We start from the raw sequence: 26,858 nt of genomic DNA on the forward strand, positions 1-26,858 counted from the left end.
ATCGGCATGGGGAGGTACGATATGCTCCATATGGGGAAGTTTTACTTTTGGCGACCTGTTACAGACCATAATCTTAGCGGCTGTGGGGACGCTCGTTAGTTTTGTGACCAGTCGTTTACTGGGGAAATTGACCAGGCGTAAGTAGCCAATCCATACTTTTGTCGTTAATTTAACTACTCAAGAGCCGTTCTGATAGTGTAACGGCTCTTTTTTGTTGATTCTCATGTGGATGTAATCGATAGATACTCATGGAGATCATCCGCGTAGGAAATATTGGGACTTCTGCGTAACCTTTGTTTTCAAAATATTGGTCGATATCTCCCGACATACGGTGCATAGGAATGTCATAGCAAGCAGCAATCGCTTGCTCTTTTTGTAAGATCGGCTGGAGTCCAGAATTTGTAAAGGAAGTATATTGTGCTGCAATGACGTGGTTCATTTTGGTATTATGGCGTTCGGTCTGGTCGACCCGAACAGCCCATTTTATGCGCAACGCCTGTGGAGGCAGCTGATCGTCTCTAAGAAAGCTAAAGCTATCGAAAATCAATCCTGCTACGGTATGGCTTTTCGTCCAGGAATGTAGTTTTGACCATTCTGAATCCGATAATGGATCAGAAAGTATGAGCGATCCTTAGCTCCATAATCCAATGCGTAATAATGGAAAAAAATGCCTTTAAGTCTATTGTCTATAAATATGAGCGCAGGCTTAATCAAAAATAGTCATTTTTATGAGTATTCAGCCCATCTGTACGGAGGAATGTGTACTGGATCAGCTGATGCTTTCAGTCCATAAAGAAAAGACATGGAATAGTCTGCGTTTTTTTGCTTGTAAACTTAAATCACTACGGCTTTCTTAATAAAATAATCATCATCATATTACAAAATTATGCTTATATTAACGCTACCTTTACCGCAATTTTTATCATCGTTTGATAGTGTTGAATGCAAATCGCTTTTGAAGTGCCACAAGTGAATTAAAACGATTTGTACTTAAAAATAACACTCCATAAAGCTCTTGTGCGATAAGGATTCTTTGATAGATGTTTATTTTTTTTTGATTTATTTTAATTGTTTTATCAATGATCGATCATAACAGCTTTATTCTGTCGGTTCTAGACCATTCGCCGCAAGCAACCGCAATCTATGACCATGCTGACCTAAATATTGCGTATGCCAACCAGGTCATGCTTGAAATTTGGTGTGCTGATACATCCGTGATTGGCACCACTCTGTGCAAAGCTTTCCCCAGTTTTGCACAGGAGGGTTTTTCTTCTATTCTGAAAAATGTCTGGAAGACAGGGATTACATATCGTGCGCAGGATGTAGCAGCGACGATTGTAGCTGGGGACAAACACATAAAACGTTTTTTTGATTTTGAATATAAAGCGATCGTTGATGATGCGGGGCAGACCCATGCCATATTGCACACGGCAAGTGATGTCACGGAACGCAATCTCACTAATAGACGTATGGAAAGGCAGAGGGATGAACTGTCGTTGAGCTATAAACTTGACCGCTTTGCAAATACCTTGGCTCACGATCTCAAGAATCCCTTGTCAGTATTAAAATTAGGGAATGATTTTTTGAGCAGAAATACATATGCCTCTGCTGATGTTACGCAGCGATGGTATAAAAATTTTGCCGAATCGATACAAAATATTGAATCTATTATCAATCAGACGCTCCAGCTTAATGAAGTAAGAGGAGTGAAAAATATAGCTGCACTAGTAGAGATCGATAAAAAGATCGGAGGCTGGATCGATGAGGTAAAGTTGAATTTTCCGGATCAGCAGATGGAATTTAAGTTGGGACAATTATATCCTGTAAGTGCAGATAAAGGCACGGTCTATCAAATTTTTGCGAATCTAATCGGTAACGCTGTTAAATACGCCAAGGAAGCAGATGCTTATCTGCACATCTACAGCGAGTCTACGAACAATGGCATCGTGTATGTTTTTGAAGATAACGGGATCGGTATTCCTGAAGATGAATTAAGTCAAATTTTCCTGATGCAGGTGCGTGGTAGCAATGCGGTACATCGATCAGGGACTGGAATCGGATTGTCGCTGGTCAAAGACCTCATGGAATTTATGGGTGCAACCATCAACCTCTCCAGTGCCTTGGGCAAAGGAACAATCGTCCGATTGTTTTTTCCGCACGGTGTTGAAGAGTGCTAGAAGAAATCGAGCGATTGATGGGTGATGATTAGAGCACAATCTGTCAGGTCTGCAGATACTTGCGGAAATAGAGGATCATCACGTTTGGAACGGCATGAAAAGTAAAATTTTGTACCATGTGCATCTCGGTTATGCGCAAAAAAATGGGGTATTTCATTTAGGATACTATAGGCCATTGCGAAGTGTATTGCTTTGTTGTGGTCAAGAACTGAGAGCACTCCCAATAGCTGCCCTATGACCTGCGCGACAACGCTAAATTTGGGTCGAATATGCGTTCTTCTTCTACGCTTTGCGTCAGCGCTACTGACACTTTCCAGTGGTATAGCGCTCATGTAGGTGTCGATACGCTAGTGAGTTGATACAGATCGTCAATCATTGTGCACTTAAGCGCTAAAACCAACTATTTTCAGCTAAACATGTACTTCATCCTTGCAGACAGGTCAAGTTCAAGCTTTTATTGCGATATATGGTATGAGGTAGTCTGACTGCATGAACTTTCATGATTATAGATCGGCTACTAAAATGATCTAATAAAGTGGTAATAGGGGGGGATTTGTGTCTTTTTTATTCATGGAAGGAATTTAGAACGATGGACTGCTCAAATTTAAAATTTTATTAATATATTCAGCTTGTGCCAATATAAAATAAAGATTAACATTATGTTATGGTTTCTTTTTCACTGAGCCTTTTATGATTTTTGATGCTAATATTTAATATTTTTGGTGCCTTGATCAAGTCGATAAGACTTCGTCTGTGATTTCGTAAATTAAATTTTAATGAAGCAATCATCTATTATTGAATCTCTGCGTCAAGAAAATGAAGACGGCTTGGTCGCCATCTACCGGTTATATAATCGTTCGCTACTTTTTTTTGCTCGTAAATATGGTGCATCTGTGCAGGAAGCAGAAGAGGTGGTGTCCGAAGCTTTTCTAAAAGTTTGGGAAAAAAGGACCGAATTTGAACATCTGGATAAGATCCGCTCTTTTTTGTATGTGGTGGTCAAAAATTTGTGTTTGAACCGCAACAGGAAAAGTAGATTTGTTGTGCAGATCGATGACATCACTGATTATGAAGAGGTGCTTGTGGAAGATACGGATTTTTTGATGCAAATCGTGCGTACAGAGTTACTTGCGCAGATAAATCAAGAGGTGAATCTGCTGCCTGAAAAACAGAAAATGATTTTTGAGATGAGCTTTATGGAAGATTTGACCATCGAGCAGATCAGTGCCAAATTGGCGATGACACCAAATGCGGTGTACGCTAACAAATCCCGTGCTTTGACCACTCTCCGCCAAAAATTGGACCTGAAGAATTCCTGTGTTTTCTTGCTGATATTTAAAGATTTACTCTAATCTTATGCGCTGCTAAGTATGTTTAGGCGGTTTTTTACTTCTGCTGTATAAACTGATGTAAGGTTTTTCAACTTGTTGTGTTATAAGAGTAGGGACTACTTATTATTTATGCAACACATCGATCAGATCGTTTCTTTAATCAAGGATAAACTGCAAGGAACACTGTCTCCGGAAAAAGAACTGATACTAGAAAAAATACTGCTTGACCATCCGAGATTGAAGGAAATCTTTCAAGAATTTGATTCATCGGAGCGGATCCTTCATGCCGTATCGGAGTATCAGCAGTTTCTCCATGTCCATGCTCAGGAACGGGAAGAGGTTTTATTGCACGATCTCTTGATCAAAGTAAAGCAACAAAGACATCATCAGGGCGCTGATACTTTCCGATATCCGATCAAGAGACGTCGTTATTTATATCTTGCAGCTTCCTGTTTTATGATTTTTTTGCTTGCAGGCTATTTGATCTTGGAGCCGCAAAGGAAATCACAATATCTGCACCATAAAATGATCGCTGATTTTGATCCAGGAAAGAAACGTGCTCTGTTAAGCATGGATAATGGTGAAAAGATTGTCTTGAGCGATGCTCATGAGGGTATAAGTCTGATGGGTGCATTAAGCTATACAGATGGCACAGTGCTAGCAGATGAACGCGAAATTGCTGCTAAAGTAATGACTCTTCGTGTTCCTAGAGGTGGCGAATACCAGGTCGTCCTATCCGATGGAACTCATGTATGGCTCAACGCCGATTCTAAATTGATCTATCCCCAATCTTTTGCAAAAAATCAACGCGAAGTAACCTTAGTCGGGGAAGCGTATTTTGAAGTGAGCAGTGACAAGAACCGTCCTTTTATCGTGCATACGGAAGATCAGAAAGTTGAAGTATTGGGTACACACTTTAATATTACAGCTTATCCGGAGGAGGCTGTGTCATTGGTATCACTGGTTGAAGGTAAAGTTAGGGTTTCGCATGAAAACCAGCCTGCGCATCTTTTGATACCGGGGCAGCAGGCAGCCTTTAGGGATGGACAGATACAGGTTTATCCTGTCCATATGGAGGAGTTTACCGCTTGGAAAAAGGGTGAATTTATATTTAATAATGAGCCGCTGTCTACGGTTATTCAAAAATTGGCCCGTTGGTATGATGTAGAACTCATCTTGGACGAAAAACTCAAAAATATGAAAATCTGGGGCTCTATTGGAAGAAATAGCCGTTTTAGTCATGTGCTGCGACTGATCAAAATGACCGATGAAGATATCCACTATAAAATTGAAGGAAGGAGGGTAACATTCATGAAATAAATGTACTCAGGGATGTTGAACAAAATACCGGAATAGCGCTAACTATCCCGGGAATAAAGTTCAAGTGATGATAATCGCATATTGTAGATACTATATTTAAACTTAAACCAGTCAAAGGTAATGAAAAAAAATAATCTCGGAATGGACAAAAGGCTCCATTCCCAGCACTTTAAATACTTCGTCATGATGAAATTTTTGATCCTGTTTATTTTCTGTTCTGTTGTGCAGCTTCAAGCAACTGTACGGGCGCAGACGGTCACGATTAAACAAAAAAATATGCCCTTTGTGAAATTCCTAACGGAATTAAAGAATCAGACGGGTTATCATATTTTATGTAAAAGTGACGTCATCAAAGAGGTGAAAAATCTAAACGTCGATCTGAGCAATCAACCGATAACTGCTGCATTGGATCAATTGTTGGCTACCCGTAATCTCCAGTATACGATCGATCAAAAGTCGATTGTGATTCAAAGAAGAAAGGCGACTGTTCTTCCAGATCGGCGCGCTTCGATGCAGGCGGATGTCGACCAGCAGCAGCATTTTTCTGGACGTATTACGGATGTTGCGGGTGAGGTACTTTCGGGTGTCAGTGTTGTGGTGAAAGGGAAGTCGGCGGGCGGAATTGCTACGGATGCTGAAGGACGCTTTTCGATCTTAGCCCATTCTGGCGATGTCGTGGTGATATCTTTTATAGGATATAAAAAGCAGGAAATTGTGCTTGGTAATCAACAGGTCTTGGAAGTTCAGCTTCAACAGGAAGAGAAGTTGATGGATGAAGTCGTGGTCGTAGGGTATGGCGTACAAAAAAAGATAAATATGACAGGTGCCGTTGCAACCTTGTCTGGCAAGGAATTGGAAAGCCGTCCGATTACCAATGTCGGTAGGGGACTACAGGGACAGCTCCCTGGACTAACGATCCGAAGTCAGAACACAAGTCCGGGAAATGCTGCTCCTGAGATGCGAATCCGTGGTGTAGGGACTTGGGGCGATGCCAATCCGTTGGTGGTGATCGACGGTATACCCGGTGGCAATCTCCATATTTTGAATCCGGACGATATCGAAAACGTGTCGGTGCTGAAAGATGCGGCCTCTTCATCGATATATGGTGTACGCGGAGCAAATGGCGTAATATTAATCACGACTAAAAAGGGAAAGACAGGTACAACGAGTCTCAGTTTCAATAGTTACTATGGACTGCAGACTCCTACTGCTTTACCACATTTTTTAGGTTCTGTAGATTATATGTTGCTGCAGAATGAAGCTAACCGAAATGCCAACCAGGGTCCGACCTACAGTGAACAGGATATCGAAACGGCGCGAAACGGTAGTGACCTTAATTATTTTGCCAATACCGATTGGATCGATGAAGTATATAAAAAGAATGCTGCACAGCAAAATTATAACTTGAGCCTGCAGGGCGGTACAGACAAGAGCAACTACTACGTTTCTTATGGTTACCTAGGCGAGGGGGGACTGGTGGTCGGTGATAATTTTAAAGCGGGACGTCATAATGCGCGTATGCGATTCAATACTGAACTGATCGATCGTATTAAGATCGATGCCAACTTGGGGTACATTGATCGTGGTTATTACGGTTCGGCGTCGGGTACGAGTGCGCTTTCGGGTGCGACTTCCATCCGTCCTTTAGTGCCTGTAAAATTTTCAAATGGAAGCTGGGGCTATCATGGTGGACAAAGTAATCCGGTGGCGGTGGCAACAGATGGCGGTACCAACCGTTTTACTTCGCAAGAAATTACGGCCAATATCGCAGCCACACTTAGCTTGATGAAAGGTTTCGATCTTAGGGGGCAATATGGCTTAGTAAAATATAATTCGAAGCGAAACACGCTTCTGAAGACAATCAATTATTTTAGTCCCGATGATAATAAATTGATCTATCAGACCAATAATCCAAATAGCATCAAGATGGACCATTATTCGGGCACTTATCAAACATTCGTGGGTACGGCCAATTACATAACAAGTATTCAAGATAAACACAACATCACCGGACTGTTGGGGTTTTCAGTAGAAGAGACTGTGGGAAATGACTTTTGGGCTTCAAGACAAAATCTCCCGGTTCAGGAACTGGAATCGCTTGCTGTCGGTACGGACAACCAGTTGAACAGCAGCTCCAGTAACCAGAATGCGTTGATGTCTTTTTTTGGAAGGATTAACTATGACTACAACAGTAAATATCTGCTGGAAGGTAATTTTCGCCGTGACGGTTCCTCGCGATTTCATAAGGATGTGCGATGGAACTGGTTTGGCTCTTTCTCTGCAGGTTGGGTTTTGAGTGAAGAGCAATTCTTTGAAAATATGAAGGGATTCTGGGATCTTGCCAAGATTCGCTTCTCTTATGGTACACAAGGAAATGACAAGGTAGGACGTGATTTCCCGTATATGGCGACCTTAGCTTCTGTACAGATGACCAGTAACAATCCGATCGGCGATGAAGGGCAGGTAGGTTTTAGGCAAACGTTTATTCCTAACCAGTTTATTACCTGGGAATCTGCTGAAAAAACAAATATAGGGGTAGATTTAGCATTTTTAAATAGTCGGTTAAGCTTGACCGGAGAATATTTTATCAATAATACGAATGCGATTATTTTAAATCCGCCGTTGCCCGATGTGATCGGTGTGGGTACTGCTTATCCTGCACAAAATTCGGGATCGGTACAGAATAAAGGATGGGAACTGGTTATGGGCTGGCGTGATCAAATCGGAGATGTTAAATATGCGGCCAATTTTAATCTTTCGGACGTCAAAAATAAGATCACCAAGCTTGAAAATTTCGCGAATAATCTAGGAGATCAAGTTCGATTGGAAGGATATCCATTGGATGCATTTTATGGATTTGTGGCTGATCGAATTGCTCAAGAAAGTGACTTTAATATCGTAGATGGAAAATACGTTCCTAAATTTCCATTCCAAAAGGGTGATCTGGTGGCTCCTGGTGACCTGATTTACAAACCTGCAGATGCGGATGCAACAGAAATAACGGTATTGAAAGATCGTGTAATTCTTGGCAGTGAAATTCCTCGTTATACCTATGGATTTAGAGGTGATCTGGACTATAAGGGGTTTGACTTTAGTTTCTTTCTGCAAGGGGTAGGCAAAGCCGATGGCTATTTGGGCGGCGCTGCACGTCACCCTTTTATTAATAACAGTGCTATGCCTCAAGATGTGCATCTGGATCGCTGGACTCCAGAAAATACCGATGCTTCTTATCCCAGATTGGTTTATATGCGTACTCATAACACACGTCTATCGTCCAAATGGATCGAAGATGCAGCTTACCTGAGGTTAAAAAATCTACAGATTGGATATACTTTTCCAAAAGCGATGATGGAAAGAATCAGGGTTTCCAAGTTGAGAATATATTTCTCTGCGGATAACCTATTGACCAAAACTAATTTCTACAAAGGTTATGATCCGGAAATACCTGCTGGTAATACCGGTGGTTATTATCCGCAAGTGAAAACCTATGTTGTCGGCCTCAATTTTAACCTTAAATAGTCAAGATCATGTTACTTCAAAATTATAAAACCCGTACCTTAAAAATGATGCTGCTCATTGTGGGATTGGCTGCATTGACCAGTTGTACTAAATTTCTGGATCGCTATCCGCAAGATGAAATTGTGGACGATACGTACTGGAAGACACAAGAGCAGTTGGAAATGGCGGTTACAGCGATATACTCGCGTGTAAAAGCGAAGAATATCGTGGATATGGAAAACTTGGCCGAAAATACGATGTGGCCGACCACAACTGAATATAAAGATATTGGATCTGGTGTATTTCCGGTCACTCAGCCTACAGTGGATGCTGAATGGCGCAATATGTATCGTGATATACGAGAATGTAATGTCTTTTTGGAAAAGTACAAAAATGCGGAAGAAACTACTCCAGGTGCTAATGAACAGCTTGCTGCTGAAGTACGCGTGATCAGAGCTTTGGGATACAGTTTTTTGACGTCTTTTTACGGAGATATTCCGTTGTCTTTGGTACCCCTGAACCCAGGTGATCCTGAGCTCTATGATGGTAGAACGGCACAAGCAGAAGTGGTTGATTTCCTATTGGAGGAGCTGGATGAAGCTGCTGCTGTGCTCCCGAAAGCAATTCCAACAGCGAAAAATCTAGGACGTATTAGCAAAGGTACTGCCCTTGCGTTAAAAGCGCGGATTGCGCTGGCATATGGACGATATGAAATCGCTGAAAAGGCGGCCAAAGATGTCATGGATCTAGGTGTATATAGGTTATATACCACTGGTAGTCCCAAAACTGCTTATCAGGAACTGTTTACACGCAATGGCAAAGTGGCCATGGGGAAAAATCAGGAAACGCTGTTTGCCAGATTGCATAAAATGGATATTATTATGCATAATTTAAGTAGGGAAATTCAGGTCCCTGATCAGTTTGCACGTTTTGTGCCAACCAAATCGCTTGTTGATTCTTATTTAGCATCGGATGGTCTACCGATCGATAAATCACCATTGTATAAAGACGATACTTATGAAGATGTTTTCAAAAATAGAGATCCGAGAATGACACAGACGATCTTGGTGCCGGGTGATAAATGGGGTGGACGATATGATGGGAGACCGATTGCGAGCAATCCGGACCCCACGATCTTCCAAGTTCCTAAATTTAGTCAAGATGGCCGTGGATCGGTAACGACAACGGGGTACTATTATAAAAAATATGTGGAGCTATCTGCTGTTCCAAATTATAACAGAGATGATAATGATATTCATCATATCCGGTACGCAGAGGTATTGCTGACCTATGCGGAGGCGCGAATGGAGCAGGGCAAACTGACCCAGGCTGATCTGGACATTTCGATCAATCTGTTGCGTGATCGTGTGGGGATGAAACGTATGGAGCTTAGTTTTTTAGCACAGCACGGTATGGATATCCGTACCGAAATCCGCAGGGAAAGGCGGGTAGAACTGGTGTTGGAGGGACAACGTTATTTTGATGTCCGAAGATGGAAAGAAGGAAACCGTCTAGCGGCTGATATCGAGGGCGTAAAAGCTTCTTGGTTTCCGCAGCTAGCAAGTGCTGCTTATCGTAAAAATAAAGATGGTTTTTTGGTCGTGCAGTGGAACCGTGCTTTTGAAAATCCCAAAAACTACCTGTGGCCTGTGCCGCAGACACAGTGGGAAAGAAATCCAAATCTAGGACAAAACCCGGGTTGGTAATATAGACCAAACTGCTACTCATAATGGTAGTTCTTTAAATAACCTGGGTGGTAACATGCGGAGAAATAATCCTATTATTCTCCGCATGTTGTGTTTCATGTCGCTATGGGTTGTAGGGTATCTTTTTTTATTCTTGCTCTAGCTCTTTATTATCCTTCTTTATTGATCGCCCAATAGCCTCCGCTTTTACGGGTACCACAATATTCGATTTTACCTTGTTCTTGTAGTTCTTGTAATTTGCTTTGCAATAATGTGGCCTTGACGTCAAATACGGTCAAATAAAAGGAGAGACGCTGGTTAGGGTGACCCGCAATCAGCTCATACAATTGATCTAAAGATACCGGATCTTCTATTTGCTCCTGTTGGTCGAGCACTTCGGAACTATATTCATCCCTATTTTTGGTCTTTTTTATGATCACATGATCTTCTGCGTTTTTATTCTTTGCACGTTGTGGTCGAGTTTTAATATACGTAACTGTAGGTTTGTTAGATCGTGTTCCGAGCGCGGTGTACTGGACCGCTTTAATCTTTGTGAGTTCATTATTCGTATATTTTTTCAAATAGGAATAGACATTGCCTACACTTATTGATAGATTATATCGGAGTTTGAGGTCTTCAATAATATCCTTGGGGCTTCGCGGTGTCGAAAAGTAATCTGTATGCTTGACTAGGTCATCAAAAGTTCTACTATGAACCTTCCTTAAGGTGCTGGTCGTCTTGTCCTCTTTAACTATATGATCGTTATCCGTGGATTGATCCATGAACAATACCTCATTTGGCTGCCTATTGATGTCATCTACCAGTTCAAGCTTGAGGACCACTTTCTTTTTTGTACCATCATAAAAATATTCAAATAGTGTACTAGGTGTTATCCCAAATGCGATCGCTAATGAACAGATTTCATAGGCATAAAATTGATCATATGATCTATTAAATAAATCGTTGATGCGAGCTTCACTTAAGCCTGTTGCGGCCGAAACATCGCTTTTACTGTTTAAAAATATGCCAAATAGTTTTTCTAATGGACTGCCAAAGGTCTGTAACCGGGTTGACGGCAGGTTTTTAAAAAACTCATAGCACACTACAGTCAGGTCCAATTTTAAAGCATGGCAGACCCTAAAGAACGATTTTGCGGTCAACTGTTGCTCCTCGTTCTCAAGTAGATGCGCAAGTTGATGTATCGTTTTATTGACAATTGATTTGTCAGGATATACCGAGGAGATTTGTGCTCTCAATAAGATCTCGAAAGCACGTACATCGTATTGTTTTTGGTCAATTTTTTTCATTTTAGGCTGATGCTTTAAGGTTGGTCAATTTAGCATAAATAATTAATTTTTTAGCCATTAGTTTTGACACTGGAATATCTGGATGAAAGGATGGAATAAGCAGTTTTTTACGAGCAGGGTGCCATTCATGATATCCCAATCCAGTAGGTAACTGATAGGGTAGCGGGATGTCCACTTATGTTGTGCTAAAGTCAGCGATTTGATCGTGGTTACTTCATTAAAGACAACTATCAATATTGAAGTACAATGGCGTTGGCTCTTGAGATTTTGAGAAAAAATAAGCACGATAAGTTTGAAGCTTATCGTGCTTGGAATTGGAAAACTAATCGATGTTAATTAAGGTAATAGTACTTGGTCAATGACGTGGATCACGCCATTGGTCGTTAATAAGTTCGCTGGCGATATCGTCGCTGCTGTTGCATTTTTATTTCCTTTTACTTTTGCGCCACCAGATAATGAGATCATGACTTTGCCACCGTTGACAGTCGCTGGCTGTGCAGCTTCGGTCAGATCACTCGATAAAACACGTCCTGAAATGACATGGTAAGTCAGAATGCTGGTCAATACCGCTGGATCGGCAGCTTGAATAGCCGCAACTGTTGCAAATCCTGCCTTTATAAAGGCGTCATTTGTAGGAGCAAATACCGTAAGTGGACCTGTTCCGGATAACACTTGTGCAACATTGGTCGAACCTTGGCTGGCTCTTAATACAGCAGCTACTAAAAAAGTGAAATTCGAATTTGCTTGAGCAACCTGTACAATATTGCCCGTGGGTGGCATCAAAACCGTATTGATCACATGAATCACACCATTAGAAGCCATCACATCAGCTTGTGTTACTGCCGCGCCATTGACAAAAACACCATTGTTGTTTTTAGTAATAAATACATCAGCTTCTGCTTGGGTTTTGACAGCTGTATTGGCTGCATTTGGAAGTGATGAAGAAACCGTCTTTTGACTTAAAACATGATACAATAAGATCTTCTTTAAATCGGCTACTGGTAATGCTTTAATTTTGGTTTCGGAATCCAAGCCTGCAGCCACAAAAGCAGCATTGTTAGGCGCAAATACAGTAAATGGTCCATTTCCTGCTAATACATCAACTAGATCCGCTTGGATCAAGGCAGACTTCAGTAAAGAAAAATCTTTGTTTGTACTAACGATCGCAGAAATAGTGGTTACTTCTTGTTCTGGATGATCATCATCTTTACAAGAGCCCATAAAAATTAACGTTGCTATGCACAGGATAGCAGCTGACTTTTTGAAGAGTGTAAAATTTAATTTTTTCATTATTTAGTATATTTATATACTAAAATTATAACCAAACATCATACCAAAGGGATTAAAATAGACCTTAATTTATTTTGATTTTTATTTCTTCTTTCGATATGGTATATATTAATACTATTTTTAATGCCAATTATGACAGATAATTATAATTATTGAAAAGTTGGATTTTCATTTATTCCTATACAAGATAACTTTACTCCATTATTTTTAAATAGGCAATAAGACGAGACATGGCTTTTACGGGTTTATTTCATTTCTTATTTGGATTGTATCTAAATTAAGTTAAATTTGTCGAGCCAGTGAACGATATGAGCGATCAAAATAAAATATTGTCTTGTAAGTCAATCGATGCCAAGAGCTTCGAACAGATTTATATACGGTATTGGGATCAAGTTTTGCAGTATGCTATCTGTATTGTCCATGATGAATCTTTGGCAAAGGACATGGTGCAGCATGTTTTTGTGTCCCTCTGGGACAAGAGAAAAGAGCGTCAGATTGAACATATCGAAATTTATCTCAAAAGAGCGGTAAAATATGCCGCATTGCACGAAATCAAGAAAAGATTGATTATTGATGATAAAATGGATCTGAATGATGTTGATATCATCTCCGATCAGGAATCCGATCAGGACATGATGTATCAAGATCTTCATCTGGCCATCGATCATATGATGACAAAGCTCCCCTCCAAGAGTAAAGATATGTTTGTGCTTAAATTTAGAGATGGGCTAGACAATAGTGCCATTGCTGATGCGCTAGACCTATCCGAAAAAACGATTCGTAATAAACTCTCTATTTGCCTGAAATCGATTAGAATGAACCTGAAAAAAGTAGGTTTTTAAGACGCTTTATTTCCTTATTTATATTAAGTATAAATAAATCGGGACAATTTCTACAAAAACGACACTATACTCATATAGGGTGTTCGTCAATCACCATCAACAGATATCCTAATTTCCTTATGACAGCATAAGAAGGAATTGCGTCTTGCTCTTTCCACTGATTGGAAAGCGGTGTGCATTCCTGTTATTCTGTGAGGTACCAACAAAATGAGGTGTTTTTTAAAAAGTTGTAAACATTTGGAAAATTTAAAGCGATAATAAATACAATACATGCAGTCTAAACAATTATTTTTAACAGGATTTTTTTTACACATCTCGCTCTTACTGTGTGCACAAAAAATAGAAACGTTTAATCTATCGGGTTACGTAAAAGACACTTTTGGAAAACCTATCGCTGGTGCGACTATCTCGATACAGGAATTGGATTTGGGAACAACCAGTGATGTCGATGGATCCTACCAATTCTTGAAATTAAAGCAGGCACATTTCAATGTGCGCGTATCAAGTGTCGGTTTTCATTCGGACACGAGGAAAATTAATCTGGCAACAAACACCGGTACCTTTTTGGATTTCCAGCTTCGTCGGGATGAAAAATCACTCGATGAGGTCTCTGTTGTTGGGAAAACCTTAAACCAACGTAAGGTGCAGGAAATAAAACAGTCGGGCTATGCGGTCAATGTGATCGATTTAAATACACAGGTGGATAAGGTGGCTGATCTCAATCAGCTATTGAGACGCTCTCCTGGGGTGACCATTCGTGAAGACGGGGGAATGGGGTCTGACTTCTCCTTTAAAATCAATGGCTTGGATGCCAAAATATTTATCGATGCGGTACCCATGGAAAATTACGGGAGCTCCATGACCTTAAATAATATTCCGGTCAATTTAGTTGACCGTATTGAAGTGTATAAGGGAGTTGTGCCCGCTTACCTGCCAACGGACGTGCTGGGTGGTGCTGTCAATATCATCACCAAACGTAGAAATAAACAGTTTTTTGATTTTAGCTATGGTTATGGCTCTTTCAATACCCACCAAGCCTCCTTGATCGCCAATATGCGGGATGCAAAGACCGGATTGATGGTGAAAGCGGATGCGTTTTTCAACCATTCGGACAATAATTATAGGATGTACAGCAATCCGAAGTATGGGATTAATCTCGACGGATACTTCAAATCCTTTGTTGATGAAGAAACAGGGATCGTGCAGAATCAGTTGGTGAAAGTCGATCAAGCGCGACGTTTTCATGATGCTTACACCTCGGGAATGGGAAAAATAGAGGCTGGTTTTGAAAACGTGAAATGGGCAGATCGTCTCCTTTTTGGACTGGGCTATTCGGAAAATAACAAGCAAATCCAAATGGGATCCAATATCAAATCGGTATATGGTGGTCGATGGTCTGAAAATAAATTCCTGACTCCAAGTATCCAGTATCGAAAAAATGGGCTTTTCCTTCCGGATTTATATGTGGATATTTTTGCAAGCTATGGTGATAGCCGGACCGATGTGAGGGATACCGCAAAATATATCTATTACTGGTCTGGGATACCACAAAGTAATGGGACATTTAAGGATGAAGCTTATGATCAGATTGTCAACAAGAGTTATATCGCAAAGACCGATTTTTCTTATAATCTGAATAAACAAAAATCGCAAGTGATCAATTTGAGCTATAACCTCAGTACCAATCAGCAAAAGAATTTTGATCTGATGAAAACCGAGGAGTATCGGGAAATCAACAGCAGGCCCAAACGTCTGAATAAACACCTGATCAACTTGGCTTGGCAGGGACAATGGCTAAATGAAAAACTGAGTTCTGTGGTATTCTTTAAATATTATGGTATGGATAACAGCTATACGGCAGATGAGCGGAAATACGATAGTGAGGGCAATCTGATTGAAGGTGATGTGGTCAAGTATGACAACTATAAAGATTATAAAAGCGGTGGCTTGACTTTAAGATATCTGTTGAAGAAAGATATAGGAATCAAAACATCGATCGAAAAATCGTATAAATTACCTTCGGTAGAACAGCTCTATGGTAACGTTGTCTATGTGTTGCCCAATATTGATCTGAAACCTGAAGAAGCGAATAATGTAAATCTAGGGGTGTTTTATAATGGCTATTTCAGGGATAAACATTTTATCAATTTGGATGTCACTACGTTCTTACGCAACACCAATAATTATATCCAGATGGTCAGTGCTGGTAATTATTATCGCTACTCCAACTTGGATGGAGCACGATTGTATGGGATCGAGTTTGATGCGAAATATGGCTATAAAGATCTATTTCGGGTTAATATAAATGGGAGTTATGATAAAGCAATCGTAAGCAAATTGCAAACCGATGAATCTATTGATCAGGCGGAATCCATCCTGCACAAGCAACTGCCCAATAGACCGTACCTGTATGGAAATGTAGATATTTCAATCGGGAAAAATGACTGGTTGGGAATGGGTACGCGTATTGAACTGACTTATATGAATCAATATACCCATAAATTTTATATGAGCTGGGAGAACTTAGCGTCTCAATCGACCAAGCTTTATATTCCGAATCAAGATGTACATTCTGCAATCTTGTCCTATTCTTGGAAGCATAATAAGTACGGGATTTCTATGGAAGCTAGAAACTTTACCGACGAAAGACTTTACGATAATTTTGGACTGCAAAAAGCAGGTCGTGCGTTCTACACCAAATTGAGAATGTCCATATTTTAATTATTAACAATTATACTATATAACTATGCGTTTTTTTAATACTTATTTTAAAAAATCATGTCTACTGGCCACTGTGGCTTTAAGTTTTGCAGCCTGTAAAAATTCTTCTGATCATCCGGCTCCAGAAGAGATCGCGAAAGACTGGAAGTATGGTGTAACCATACAGGTGGAAGCAGCTGGTGAAAAGCACGATTATATTTTACCTGTAGAGGACCTGGTGAAAGAGGGGTCGGTATCGCCTGTCGGGTTTGGTATTGATGTCACGGGGAAAATAGACCAGACATATGGTGTGCGGGAGGGATCCAATATTTTTATAACGGATGGAAACGCTGTTTTTAAATATTCGGTTGCAACGGGTGATATCGTTGAAAAAGGAAATGCGGTGGTGTCTAATCCGGGAAACTATTTAGGGATGATGAAATCCGCATTTATGGATGGCCGTTTAAACTTTATCAATTGGGCGGCTCAATATAATGCGTCAACGGAAGCTATTGATAAGCGCTTATTTATTATCGATACAGCAACGATGATCGTGAAGGGCGAATCGGCATTAAATTTTAAAGTTCCGGCAATCGCTAAAGCGGGTAAACCAAATGAATTTTATGAAAAATCAACAATCCAGTTGTCTCCAACTAGTTTAGGTATTAGAAATGGGAAGATCTATGTCGGATTTTTATACCTAACACCGGAGTGGGCTGCTCCAGCAAAGCAAGTCGCTTATGTATTGACTGCGGACTATCCAAGTTTGCAAAATCAAAAGATCGCATCTAATGATCAATATGGACATACAACAGGTACTTGGTATCAAACAAAATCAAGTTTTTTTGATGAAAGCGGGAACTATTATTTTACGACGATCCGCGAGGATAAATTCTACACCTTGTTGCGTGTCAAAGCAGGTACTACAGAGATCGATCCGGATTATGCCTTTGATCTGTCCAACTACAGCTTATTCTCGGAAGGATTTATGGGGCAGCAATCGGATCAGCATACTTACCTAAAAGACGGAAAAGCACTATTGGGCGCTTATATTTTTGATATCAACAAGAAGGTGATGGTCAAAAATCTGAATGATTCTGGATTAGGGAAAGTTCAAATTGTACCTTCCAACGGTGTACTAATTGAAGGTAGTAAAGCATATGTTTTTGTTAAAACTGTAGATTCTCAGTGGTATATCGCTTGTTATGATACCGATAAAAATGAATTTAAAAGAGGAATTCAAATCAAAGGTGGTATGACATCGGCATACGGTATCGTTAAATATTAATAAACACGATCAAAAGAGTTTTATGCTTTTTTAGCTATTTAAAGAGGTTATCTTTTTGAGATAACCTCTTTTTATGTTTTATTATAAACGTTTATCAACTGAGGTAGTGTTTTTAATATGATGCTTAATACCGTTTTTAAAAACGGATCATCTTTTTTTTCATATTGGCAATGTGAGCAATTTCTGTTATTCCTCAATCTCCTATTTGTTCAAGGTATTCTAATAGGTTTAGAGTATGTTGTTCCCGACTGATTGGAATTACTTCTGAGTACAATTGGCTGCATGGAAGAAGCCGCTTTATTGAATAACCTAAGATGCATTATTGTACTGTACTGACTCTTAGGTCATAATCCTATATGACTACGCTGTCCATATTCGTAGAATTGAAACATATAGAATCCTTTATACCTTTTATTGACTTGTTTTTTGATGGATGATATACATGCTTTGGCTGTTTGAAGAATAAAAAGCAAATCCATTGGGGGAAATGTAAAATGACGGTCGGAATGTTATTGCGGGATAGGATGATTCTACAATGGTATAAAATCTATTTTTATAATTGTCAAATTTTTCTTTTTCCACCGCAATATGAGGACTGAAAAAATTAAAGTCATTTTCTCCAATTTTTGTTTGAAAAAAAGCTTTACCTCGCCAGTTCGTGACGCTAAACCCCGGACTTCCGCCTCCAATATTATGGCTGTATTTTAATTTTTCTTCTGGATGAAAATGCACAAAATTAACATTTTCGGGTAGATATGGATCTATTTCTCCTGTCCAAAAAACATCCTTTCTGAAGCGATTGGCTGTCTCCTGATCATCAGGACTTTTGTATTCCGATACTTTTTGCCACAACAGGTACCATTGCTTGTTTTCATAATAGAAAAACTGCATATAGTATTGATCATTTTTGGTCACATTTTTTAAAAACCAATATGGTACATTCTTTTTTACCTGTTCAATTTTTTTATTTACTTTTTCTTCGTTCCAATTTAGGTCTTGATTTAAAATTTGAATAGCATGTCTTGAGGTATCGCCATTTTGAGGCCAAGTAGTATAGTAAGATTGATCATCAGTGGTGAAAATTATAAAATCATCAATGAAATCGGGCCAGTATTGATTTAGGTTTAACTGTAAGCTGTCTTCAACAGTCCCGTTGTTTTTTATCTTATAATAAACCATATCACCTTGGGTTTTCACATTTTTTTCGGCATCACAAGAAACAATGAGTTGGTTATTGACGGACTGAAATATGCGTATCGGATTGGGTGAACTTGAACTCGATACTTGGGTTTTACAAAATAATTTTACCTCGAAAATATCAGAACGATAATTTTCATTGATTTCTTGAACAGGTACATATGCGGAATCCAGTGGTTGTTCGTTACGTTCTAAAATACCATGACAGGAATAAGAAAAAATTGAAATGAGTAAAGTGATGAAAGTGGAGGTGTTCACAGATTTATCTTGCATGTGATATGATTAACATCTTGTTTTAGATTATGTAGAGAAATTGTCTTTTAAGCTCCTTCAATCTTCATTAATAAGGCTTATTTAGATAAATATTCAATATTTATTAAAAAAATCTTCACGTTCAACTAAATCTGGGATTAGCTGTAATTTGCTTTTTTCCCAACTCTGAAAAATTTCTTTTGGAATTTTCATTTTTAAGAGACTTATTATGGGGTGTCCTGACTGAATTCCCATTGACCATCTTTTCTGATTTTTTAAGAAACTAGACAAAATAAAATCTGGAATAATATTATCCTTGGTAACAGAAAATCCCCGATCTGAAATGATAACCTTAAATACATAGTCGGAATATAGTTTTTTATTCGTTAATACACCTGCCTGATTCAGAGAATCCAAATAATTAATCCACTGCAATTTGAAATTCTTTATCCCTTTTGGGGGATGAAGAGGAGCTTCAACTGTTTCAAAAACCACGCTTGTTGTATCAATAATTGATTTTTCTTGTGCTTTAATCAATGTGGTACATAGCAAACTGACGAAAATACAGGTAGCAATAATTTTAGTCATAATTTTTTTATTAAATACTTCTTTTTGGATCTATTCGCGACCCAATTTGTTCTTCAATAACAAATTCAAGCTTTTATAGTATTAAGTTTATCTAGCCGTTTTATTTGCTTGAGCTGATTGAGTTAAACCCTATAAGAGGTCGACCGACATCTCCGTATAATATCCTTAAGACAATCCATGATGGTGATTGATAACAAATCAAAATATTATAAACTATTCGACAAGTTGACAGACCAAATATAGCTATTGCTATGCTTTTTTATAAAGGAATATCATTCTATTTGAAGTAGAATGATCATGATTAATGCGTGTGGATTTTTCTCTTTTTATTTCATGATCCACGTATTTGCGGAGTAATTCATAAATACGACCAGATTCGAGGACAAGTTCAAAATCTTTTGCAAAATCGATAGCCATTTCGGCAATTGACCTTGATGTGTTGAAATAATCTGTATGAAAAATAATGTATTTCATCATATCACGTTCCCATTTGTTGCCGGATCCGATGGGTTTGGTAACAAATTTATCTCCCTCATCTTTTAACAGCTTATTTTTGGCAAGCACGTATTTTATTTGAAATTCTTGGGCATGTTTAATGACCTTTGGATTAATGGACAATGCTTGATCGGAATTGAAAAAATCAGTAAGCGTAATTTGATAAGCGTCGCATATCTTTTTCAATGTTTCGACCGAAATTCGAATGGTTCTGCTATGGTAAGTTCTGAAATTACGGTATCCAATCTTTGCATATGCAGCAAATACTTCAAGTTCCAATTCTGTTGCTTTCATCATTTCATTGAAACGGTCTGAAATAAATTTTGCTAACTCTTTATTGACTGTTTTTGCCATTATGTTGTATGTAAAATATTTTTGTTCATTATACTTGTGTATTTCATACAGTTTTATTATGTTTGTATTACAATCAGTTGACTGATTGGAGTCTCGATACCGAAACGGCAAATTTCAATAGACACGAGGCGTAGGGTTTGCAGCCCCCAGACTTTTTGTATTTTTACAAATAGAAGGGGCAAGCTCCCTATTCGAAACTGTGTCTAAGGTTCTTTGCCGTACCAGGTGTCAGTGTAGAGTAGGGGCTTACCTTGTTTATGTAAAGCCTGATTACTCGACTACAGACTCATTTTCATTGAATACATATTTTAACCAATGATATGATGAAAAGAAAAGAGCTTAAAAATCCAATTTTATGGCCGCCGACTCCAGATCGGGAAGGGCATCATGCCACTGATACATTGCTAAAAAACAAGCTTCGAGAACCGGAATAGTTTGCAGATTCTTAAAAACCAAGAAGGACCCATCTACCTGTGTAGGGCGATGAAAGCTGGCGATAATGGTTTGCTGCCATGTTGAGAGCCCTGACCTTGCTGGTTTTGCCGATTCATTTATGCAGTCTCGTATGCTATACCAATCAATTTTTGTTCTTTTATTCTTGACACATTAAAAGTAATGAATTATTTATTGTAAGCAAAGCTACATTTGCTTGTTGTATAGAAATTCTGCATATTTGAATCGGATTTTATTTCAAATACATGCATATAAAAGCGCGATGACCAAGTTAACCCTTGACGAGAACTTAAAAATGTATTTTTTTAATCTTAATGATTAGCCGCAGAGGCTGTCTTGGTGACACGAAGATTTCTTAAGTATTGATCGCAGGACTGCGCCTACTGTAATCTTTAGCATGATGCTCATATTAATAGGGAAAGTTACTCGCGATCATCGATGGAAAAAATATGTTTTTGTGCTTCTTAGGGCGTAAGCTGATCATGGATCAGAATATAAATGATACGTCGCGGTAAATTAATGAAACACCATGCAGCTATGATCCTTGAGATGCTGATCTGTAGGAATATGAAAAATAAGGTTTGAGTGTTTATAAATCCCCTTTCTGCCGAGGGTAAACAAATGACTTTGGGATCGAGTCTCCCTCGGTATGAATGGGTACATTAGAGCTAGCAATCAGATAGATCACGATAATGAGTAAACTTTATACATATATTCCGGTTGATTCATTTAAATGTTATCAAGTCCGGATCTTGAAACAGAAAAGGAGGTCGTGAATGAAATGGAATGATATTCGTCTTTCGTGTGTAGGAGGTACCACCTGTTCGATCGGAGCTAGTTTTTCGTTTTGAAATCTTGCTCAAACAGCGATGATGCCCGCTTTAGGTATGCTGATCAGCTTTGTGACCAGTCGATTCTTTGTCAAGTTGAATAGGAGAGAATGCTAGAAAGGTAATGGAGTAAGACTAACGATTAACGAATAGTGCACTAAATTGGGTATAGCTCAAAGGTTAAAAATATTCCGTTAGGATGTCTCTAATCCAAAAATAACAAATAAGACTGCCCCAACTAAGTAGAGGCAGTCTTTTAACAGGAGATCAGTGGTATGTTAATAATTTTTATTTTGAACTAAACTTCCTTTTCCTGCATCAATGGCACTTTGCGGTATCGGCCAAAGTTCATTTTTACCAGCAGTGAAGGTTCTTTTTTCCACTAGGAATCGATCGGTTAAATTTGTAAAAGTAACTTCACCTGTAGTGGCATTGACGGATCCTTTGGATAGACTTCCGTAGACGGTTGCATTCATCACATCGTTGGCAATACCCCAACGGATAATGTCAAATCTGCGTCTACCTTCACCGGCTAATTCAACTCTAAATTCGCGCCTAACCAGCTCCCTTAACTTGCCTTGAGAGGCATATTCAGATTCATTTACTTTAGGTAAACCTGCTCTTACTCTTACCTTGTTGAGTTGATCGTAAACGGTCGCATTAATTTGATTTAGTTCAATTTTAGCTTCAGCATTTAGCAGTAAAATCTCCGCATATCTCTGTACAATAATATTCACGCCTACATTCCACACATTACTATAAGATGAAGGGTTTTGAAGATATTTACGGTAATTATATCCTGAAGTAGATGCGTTATCTGCACTTGCCGGATGATCTTTGGTATCGCCTAATGGGTCGAAGTATTTTCCAGCATACAATGCTCCTGGGTAGACGATCGTAGCAGCTAGTCTTGGATCTCGATTATCATAAGGTTTAGCAGGGTTGTAAGTCGTAGAGGAAGCAATGGTTTTTCCGTCCTTCGTTTCGTAAGCGTCTACCAGGCTTTGGAGCGGAATAATCGAACTCCAACCTCCAATGGTATTCGGCATCATAATACCCAGCTCGGTATAACCAAATGTATTTTCGATGTACTGGATATCTGAAATGACTTCTAAGTTATTTTCGTTGGCAGCCTCAAACAGATTGGCATAGTCATTAAATAATTGATAATGGTTGAAATCTATGATTTGCTGCGTTGCCTTCAAAACATCAGCATGTTTATTCTGAAAAGCATAAGTTCGAGCTAAAAAACCTAAGGCTGCGCCTTTGGTCATTCTTCCTTTTTCAGCTTGAACGACAGGTAGATCTGCTGCCGCGGCTGTTAATTCATCTTCGATAAATTTAAATACCTCTGCCCTTGGGTTTGCAGGAACTGCGGATTCTTCAATGGTTAAGGTTTTGGTGATTAAAGGCACGTCACCAAAAAGAATAGCTAAATCTAAATAGCGATAAGCGCGCAGTGTTTTGACTTCTGCTATTAATCTTTTCTTTAAATCTGCCGCAATTGGAGCTTGATCAATATGCTCTAAAATCCAGTTTGCCCTTCTAATATGTGTGTAGGTGTATCTGGAACTCGCATTACCTGGGTTTGTCGGGTTGAACGATCCATTACCGATCTGTTGAAAGCCTTCATGTGAAAAATCATTATGTGAATTGTCTGAGGCACAATCCATGTAAAAGATCTGACTTCCGGACTCCCATCCATTATATAATCCCGTTACCGCAAAAAGCGTTTCTTTTTCTGACGTCCAAAACGTTTTTTCACTTAATCGGTCTAATGGCTGTTGGTCTAATGACTCGCAAGAAGCTAATCCTAAGGCACATGCCAATACGATGTATTTATATTTACGTAACATTCTTTTTCTTTTAAAAGTTAACATTCAAACCAAAAATATTGGTCTTTACCTGTGGGTAATAATTTCCTCTTGAATCTGCTGGTGCTTCTGGATCAAATCCATTGGCAAATCCTGTAATTGTCAATAAGTTTTGACCACTGTAGTATACTTTCGCTCCTTTGATACCAATTTTGTTCAATACACTTTGTGGTATATTGTATCCTAATGTGATGTTTTTCAAACGGACATAACTTGCATTTTGAACCCAAAAATCGGAAGGATTTGTGGAGGCCGAATTTTGACTCCATGAAGTTAGCGCACGAGGCATCGATCCATTTGGATTATTGACAATATGGAAACGGTCGGCATAAATTTCTGTTGGTTTATCCGAACCGGTAATGCTACCTAAGGCTTCACCCCAGAGGTATCCTTTTACATCAGCAGCTCCTTGCCAAAACATGTTGAGATCAAAATTTTTGTAGGAGAAATTCGTCGTAAGGCCGAAAATAAATTTAGGATCAGGTGAACCTAAATAAACACGGTCATTTCCATCAATTTTACCATCACCGTTTTGATCTTTGTAGATTAAATCGCCTGCACCAACATCACCCGTTACACCTTTAACTTTTGAATCCACATATTCTTGATCGGAACGGTAGATACCCAATGTCTCATAACCATAAAAGGAACGAAGTGGTAAGCCACGATCACGGACATAAAAAGTAGAATGTGGCTCCGCAGCATCTGATTTCCACTCTAGGATCTCATTCTTAATATAAGATGCATTTGCACCGATGTCAAATTTAAATTCTCCAGCTCTGTTAGCATAATTTGCTTGAACTTCAAGACCTCTATTTCTAACTTTTCCGGCATTTTGAGTCGGAGAAGGAAGTCCAAATTGAATTGGTATAGGTAAAGTTGTATATAAACGATCGGTCGTGCGATTGAAATAATCGATTACAAAACTCCACTTGTTTTTAAAGTTTAAATCTAAACCGATGTTGGAACTGACCGATCTTTCCCACAGCAAAGCTGGATTTGCGGCAACAGAAACGGTGCCTCCAGACGACAAGGCATTGCCAAATGCATAGTTAAAACCAGAGTTGATGGTATAAATGCCTGGATACCACTCGTCGTTGGTCGGGTAAGCGTTTTCGCCTACACCAGTTAACGTTTGATTACCTAAGATACCCCATCCGCCTCTAAGTTTTAATTCAGATATGGAATTTGCTAAACTTGAATTTTGAAAGAAATTTTCTTGTGCTATGCGCCATCCTGCAGAGAATGATGGGAAGGTATTCCACTGATTGCTACTGACAAATCTGGATGAACCATCTCGTCGCACATTGGCTTCAAATAAATACTTATCAGCAAACACATAATTGATACGACCAAAATAGGATCTTAAAATCAATTTTTTAGCTCCACCATTTGCCACTTGTCCAGATGGGTCTCCTAGTACTAATTCTTGCAATTCAGTGCCTAAAAAGTTCTGACGGTATGCACTTGAAAAATCAGCACGTCTGGTTTCGTCCATAAAACCACCTAACACATTAACTTGATGCTTGCCAAAAGTCTTGTCGTAGGTTAGTAAGGATTGAAGCGTCAATAATTCTTCTTGATTGTTATAAACCGTTAAGTTATTTACACCTTGTTTTTGACTGGGCAACCCCGTGGTGTTATCATAGAATTGAATTTCCTTTACAAATTTTGAAGACATATTATCTCTAGGCTGGAAACTCACGACCTGTTTAAATTTAAGCCCTTCTACAATTTGGTACTCAGCGGATACATTGATGTTGGCATGTTTATAGATCATGGCATCAGTCGATTTCATGTCTAACCAGGCAATGGGATTTCCATCGCCATAATAGCCATAATATCCATTGGAGTATTTATAGGGAATAAAAGAGGGGATGCGGTTGGCCTGTCTAAAAATTTGAGCCATATCTCCTGTATATGGATTTACAGGCTCGTTGATTCGTTGATAGTTATAGGATAAGCCTAAATTCATCGAAAGCTTTGATGTAATTTTAGCTCCCAGATTTGTTCTAAAGTTATAACGATCGGACTTAGCGACGTCGATAACACCTTTCTGGTCCATGAAACCCAAAGAAGCCATGTAATTTACTTTTTCGGTAGCACCAGAATACTGCAGATTGTGTGACTGCTGTAGACCGCTTCCAGAATATAATAAATCTAACCAATCGGTATCGGGATATTTGTCGGGATTAGATTTATTTTTGAATCCTTCTAAGTCTGCTTCTGAAAATCGCAGTGCTAATTTTTGATTTGCTAATGCTTCATTCAAGATAACGGCATGATCGTATGATCGCATATATTTGGGTAAGCGTGTCGGATCTTGCCAGCCCGCATAACCGCTATAGGTTAATTGCGGATCGCCCATTTTCCCTTTTTTTGTGGTGATTAAAACAACCCCATTGGCCGCTTTAGATCCATAAATTGCGGCACTAGGACCATCTTTTAGGACAGAGATGTTTTCAATATCATTGGGGTTGATATTGTTCATGGAGCTCTCAACACCATCTACCAAAACTAAAGGGTTGGCATTGTTGGTAGTACCCAGTCCACGGATACGAATCGTTCCGCCGTCTTTGCCGGGTTGTCCCGAGTTTTGAATGATCGTAACCCCCGCAAATTTACCTTGTAATGCCGTTGACACATTGGTTACTGGACGATCTTGTAGATCTTTACTGCTGATTGCTTGTACTGCTCCAGTTAGGTTCACTTTTTTCTGGGTTCCAAAACCAACAACTACAACTTCATTCAACGTTTCGTTGGATTCGGTAAGTTGTACAGACATATTGGCTGATGTGATGACCTGTTCTAATTTTTCAAATCCAACTAAAGAAAAAACTAAGGTTTGGCCCGACTTAGCTTGGATTGAAAATTTTCCTTTATTATCCGTTGAAGTCGCTAATGCAGGATTTTCTTTAACAGTTATCGTGACACCGTTAAGGGGACCGGAACTGGAAGATACTGAGCCCGAGACAGCTTGCTGCTGGTTGAGCTGAGATTGCATACTGTTATTATCTGCATGATTTGCACGTACATGATTGGGCAAAGTCAAAGCCAACATGAGGGCAGATGTCATGGGATAAAAGCTAGTTACAAAAAAAGGTTTAGTAATCTTTTTTATCATAATGTATTAATTAGTGAGTGTGGTTTAGTTATGATTTGACATCATAAGTGTCCAAAATACACCAAAAAAAAATAAAACAAAAGGAGTGCAAAAAGACAATCGATTGCGTAAAATGAGGCGTTCAATATTTACAATTTAAGATTAAAAACATATTCTTACCTGTCTTAGCTTGGGACAAGGATAATCAAAAGCGCCTATATTTTGTTGAGATTTTATTCATGTACGTAGCTTGTTTTAAGACCAAGCAAGCTGT

18 protein-coding genes are annotated in these 26,858 nt (G+C 39.1%); 8 read left to right on the forward strand and 10 right to left on the reverse strand.

The window, feature by feature from the left end:
* Nucleotides 1–169 precede the first annotated feature (169 nt).
* Nucleotides 170–622 (reverse strand): nucleotidyltransferase family protein, encoded by a 453-nt coding sequence (locus MUB18_RS06295; protein ID WP_262917524.1) that lies wholly within the window; start codon nt 620–622, stop codon nt 170–172.
* A 457-nt stretch (nt 623–1,079) separates the two neighbouring features.
* Between MUB18_RS06295 and MUB18_RS06300 the strand changes: the two genes are divergently transcribed.
* Nucleotides 1,080–2,177 (forward strand): PAS domain-containing sensor histidine kinase, encoded by a 1,098-nt coding sequence (locus tag MUB18_RS06300; protein ID WP_248755328.1) that lies wholly within the window; start codon nt 1,080–1,082, stop codon nt 2,175–2,177.
* On the opposite strand, the gene MUB18_RS06305 is transcribed toward MUB18_RS06300, so the two are convergent.
* Entirely contained in the window at nt 2,174–2,509 is a 336-nt protein-coding gene (locus tag MUB18_RS06305) for a hypothetical protein (RefSeq protein WP_248755329.1), read from the reverse strand. The genes MUB18_RS06300 and MUB18_RS06305 overlap by 4 nt on opposite strands.
* 444 nt (nt 2,510–2,953) lie before the next feature.
* Here MUB18_RS06305 and MUB18_RS06310 point away from each other — a divergent pair, with 444 nt between their 5' ends.
* The 4 genes from MUB18_RS06310 (at nt 2,954) to MUB18_RS06325 (ending at nt 10,032) form a co-directional block, all read left to right on the forward strand.
* The gene (locus tag MUB18_RS06310) at nt 2,954–3,529 is read left to right on the forward strand and encodes an RNA polymerase sigma factor (protein ID WP_094773101.1); all 576 of its coding nucleotides are present in this window, start codon (nt 2,954–2,956) and stop codon (nt 3,527–3,529) included.
* Between the two features lie 108 nt (nt 3,530–3,637).
* On the forward strand, nt 3,638–4,828 hold the full coding sequence (locus tag MUB18_RS06315) for a FecR family protein (RefSeq protein WP_248755330.1): 1,191 nt from the start codon (nt 3,638–3,640) through the stop codon (nt 4,826–4,828).
* A 183-nt stretch (nt 4,829–5,011) separates the two neighbouring features.
* Nucleotides 5,012–8,347, forward strand: coding sequence for a TonB-dependent receptor (locus MUB18_RS06320; protein ID WP_248755331.1), 3,336 nt, complete (start codon nt 5,012–5,014; stop codon nt 8,345–8,347).
* Nucleotides 8,348–8,355: 8 nt separating this feature from the next.
* Entirely contained in the window at nt 8,356–10,032 is a 1,677-nt protein-coding gene (locus tag MUB18_RS06325) for a RagB/SusD family nutrient uptake outer membrane protein (protein WP_248755332.1), read from the forward strand.
* 149 nt (nt 10,033–10,181) lie between these two features.
* On the opposite strand, the gene MUB18_RS06330 is transcribed toward MUB18_RS06325, so the two are convergent.
* The 3 genes from MUB18_RS06330 to MUB18_RS06340 all read right to left on the reverse strand — a co-directional run bounded on the left by MUB18_RS06330 (nt 10,182) and on the right by MUB18_RS06340 (nt 12,608).
* Entirely contained in the window at nt 10,182–11,318 is a 1,137-nt protein-coding gene (locus MUB18_RS06330) for a helix-turn-helix domain-containing protein (protein ID WP_248755333.1), read from the reverse strand.
* Nucleotide 11,319: 1 nt separating this feature from the next.
* On the reverse strand, nt 11,320–11,493 hold the full coding sequence (locus MUB18_RS06335) for a hypothetical protein (RefSeq protein WP_248755334.1): 174 nt from the start codon (nt 11,491–11,493) through the stop codon (nt 11,320–11,322).
* A gap of 161 nt (nt 11,494–11,654) precedes the next feature.
* Nucleotides 11,655–12,608 carry a fasciclin domain-containing protein gene (locus tag MUB18_RS06340; protein ID WP_248755335.1) on the reverse strand — a complete coding sequence of 318 codons (954 nt, stop codon included), beginning with the start codon at nt 12,606–12,608 and terminating at the stop codon, nt 11,655–11,657.
* Between the two features lie 308 nt (nt 12,609–12,916).
* Here MUB18_RS06340 and MUB18_RS06345 point away from each other — a divergent pair, with 308 nt between their 5' ends.
* The 3 genes from MUB18_RS06345 (at nt 12,917) to MUB18_RS06355 (ending at nt 17,438) form a co-directional block, all read left to right on the forward strand.
* On the forward strand, nt 12,917–13,450 hold the full coding sequence (locus MUB18_RS06345; RefSeq protein ID WP_248755336.1) for an RNA polymerase sigma factor: 534 nt from the start codon (nt 12,917–12,919) through the stop codon (nt 13,448–13,450).
* Nucleotides 13,451–13,720: 270 nt separating this feature from the next.
* On the forward strand, nt 13,721–16,171 hold the full coding sequence (locus MUB18_RS06350; protein WP_248755337.1) for a TonB-dependent receptor: 2,451 nt from the start codon (nt 13,721–13,723) through the stop codon (nt 16,169–16,171).
* 25 nt (nt 16,172–16,196) lie between these two features.
* Nucleotides 16,197–17,438 carry a hypothetical protein gene (locus MUB18_RS06355; RefSeq protein ID WP_248755338.1) on the forward strand — a complete coding sequence of 414 codons (1,242 nt, stop codon included), beginning with the start codon at nt 16,197–16,199 and terminating at the stop codon, nt 17,436–17,438.
* A 411-nt stretch (nt 17,439–17,849) separates the two neighbouring features.
* Here the strand turns inward: MUB18_RS06355 and MUB18_RS06360 are convergent, their stop codons facing one another.
* The 5 genes from MUB18_RS06360 to MUB18_RS06380 form a co-directional block, all read right to left on the reverse strand.
* Nucleotides 17,850–18,908, reverse strand: coding sequence for a hypothetical protein (locus MUB18_RS06360; protein WP_248755339.1), 1,059 nt, complete (start codon nt 18,906–18,908; stop codon nt 17,850–17,852).
* Nucleotides 18,909–19,001: 93 nt separating this feature from the next.
* Nucleotides 19,002–19,475: a hypothetical protein gene (locus tag MUB18_RS06365; protein ID WP_248755340.1), complete on the reverse strand. Its 474-nt coding sequence runs from the start codon at nt 19,473–19,475 to the stop codon at nt 19,002–19,004.
* 249 nt (nt 19,476–19,724) lie between these two features.
* Nucleotides 19,725–20,324 (reverse strand): helix-turn-helix domain-containing protein, encoded by a 600-nt coding sequence (locus MUB18_RS06370; RefSeq protein ID WP_248755341.1) that lies wholly within the window; start codon nt 20,322–20,324, stop codon nt 19,725–19,727.
* Nucleotides 20,325–21,885: 1,561 nt separating this feature from the next.
* Complete coding sequence (locus tag MUB18_RS06375; RefSeq protein ID WP_248755342.1) at nt 21,886–23,463, reverse strand: RagB/SusD family nutrient uptake outer membrane protein; 1,578 nt, start codon at nt 23,461–23,463, stop codon at nt 21,886–21,888.
* 10 nt (nt 23,464–23,473) lie between these two features.
* Nucleotides 23,474–26,605: a SusC/RagA family TonB-linked outer membrane protein gene (locus MUB18_RS06380; protein WP_045752990.1), complete on the reverse strand. Its 3,132-nt coding sequence runs from the start codon at nt 26,603–26,605 to the stop codon at nt 23,474–23,476.
* Nucleotides 26,606–26,858 lie beyond the last annotated feature (253 nt).

Source organism: Sphingobacterium sp. PCS056, assembly GCF_023273895.1.
Classification (GTDB): domain Bacteria; phylum Bacteroidota; class Bacteroidia; order Sphingobacteriales; family Sphingobacteriaceae; genus Sphingobacterium.

Coding starts and splice junctions, on each gene's coding strand:
- MUB18_RS06340 (WP_248755335.1), bottom strand. CDS start 12,608: ATGAAAAAATTAAATTTTACACTCTTCAAAAAGTCAGCTGCTATCCTG.
- MUB18_RS06345 (WP_248755336.1), top strand. CDS start 12,917: ATGAGCGATCAAAATAAAATATTGTCTTGTAAGTCAATCGATGCCAAG.
- MUB18_RS06365 (WP_248755340.1), bottom strand. CDS start 19,475: ATGACTAAAATTATTGCTACCTGTATTTTCGTCAGTTTGCTATGTACC.
- MUB18_RS06355 (WP_248755338.1), top strand. CDS start 16,197: ATGCGTTTTTTTAATACTTATTTTAAAAAATCATGTCTACTGGCCACT.
- MUB18_RS06380 (WP_045752990.1), bottom strand. CDS start 26,605: ATGATAAAAAAGATTACTAAACCTTTTTTTGTAACTAGCTTTTATCCC.
- MUB18_RS06350 (WP_248755337.1), top strand. CDS start 13,721: ATGCAGTCTAAACAATTATTTTTAACAGGATTTTTTTTACACATCTCG.
- MUB18_RS06370 (WP_248755341.1), bottom strand. CDS start 20,324: ATGGCAAAAACAGTCAATAAAGAGTTAGCAAAATTTATTTCAGACCGT.
- MUB18_RS06320 (WP_248755331.1), top strand. CDS start 5,012: ATGATGAAATTTTTGATCCTGTTTATTTTCTGTTCTGTTGTGCAGCTT.
- MUB18_RS06330 (WP_248755333.1), bottom strand. CDS start 11,318: ATGAAAAAAATTGACCAAAAACAATACGATGTACGTGCTTTCGAGATC.
- MUB18_RS06305 (WP_248755329.1), bottom strand. CDS start 2,509: ATGAGCGCTATACCACTGGAAAGTGTCAGTAGCGCTGACGCAAAGCGT.
- MUB18_RS06325 (WP_248755332.1), top strand. CDS start 8,356: ATGTTACTTCAAAATTATAAAACCCGTACCTTAAAAATGATGCTGCTC.
- MUB18_RS06360 (WP_248755339.1), bottom strand. CDS start 18,908: ATGCAAGATAAATCTGTGAACACCTCCACTTTCATCACTTTACTCATT.
- MUB18_RS06315 (WP_248755330.1), top strand. CDS start 3,638: ATGCAACACATCGATCAGATCGTTTCTTTAATCAAGGATAAACTGCAA.
- MUB18_RS06310 (WP_094773101.1), top strand. CDS start 2,954: ATGAAGCAATCATCTATTATTGAATCTCTGCGTCAAGAAAATGAAGAC.
- MUB18_RS06300 (WP_248755328.1), top strand. CDS start 1,080: ATGATCGATCATAACAGCTTTATTCTGTCGGTTCTAGACCATTCGCCG.
- MUB18_RS06375 (WP_248755342.1), bottom strand. CDS start 23,463: ATGTTACGTAAATATAAATACATCGTATTGGCATGTGCCTTAGGATTA.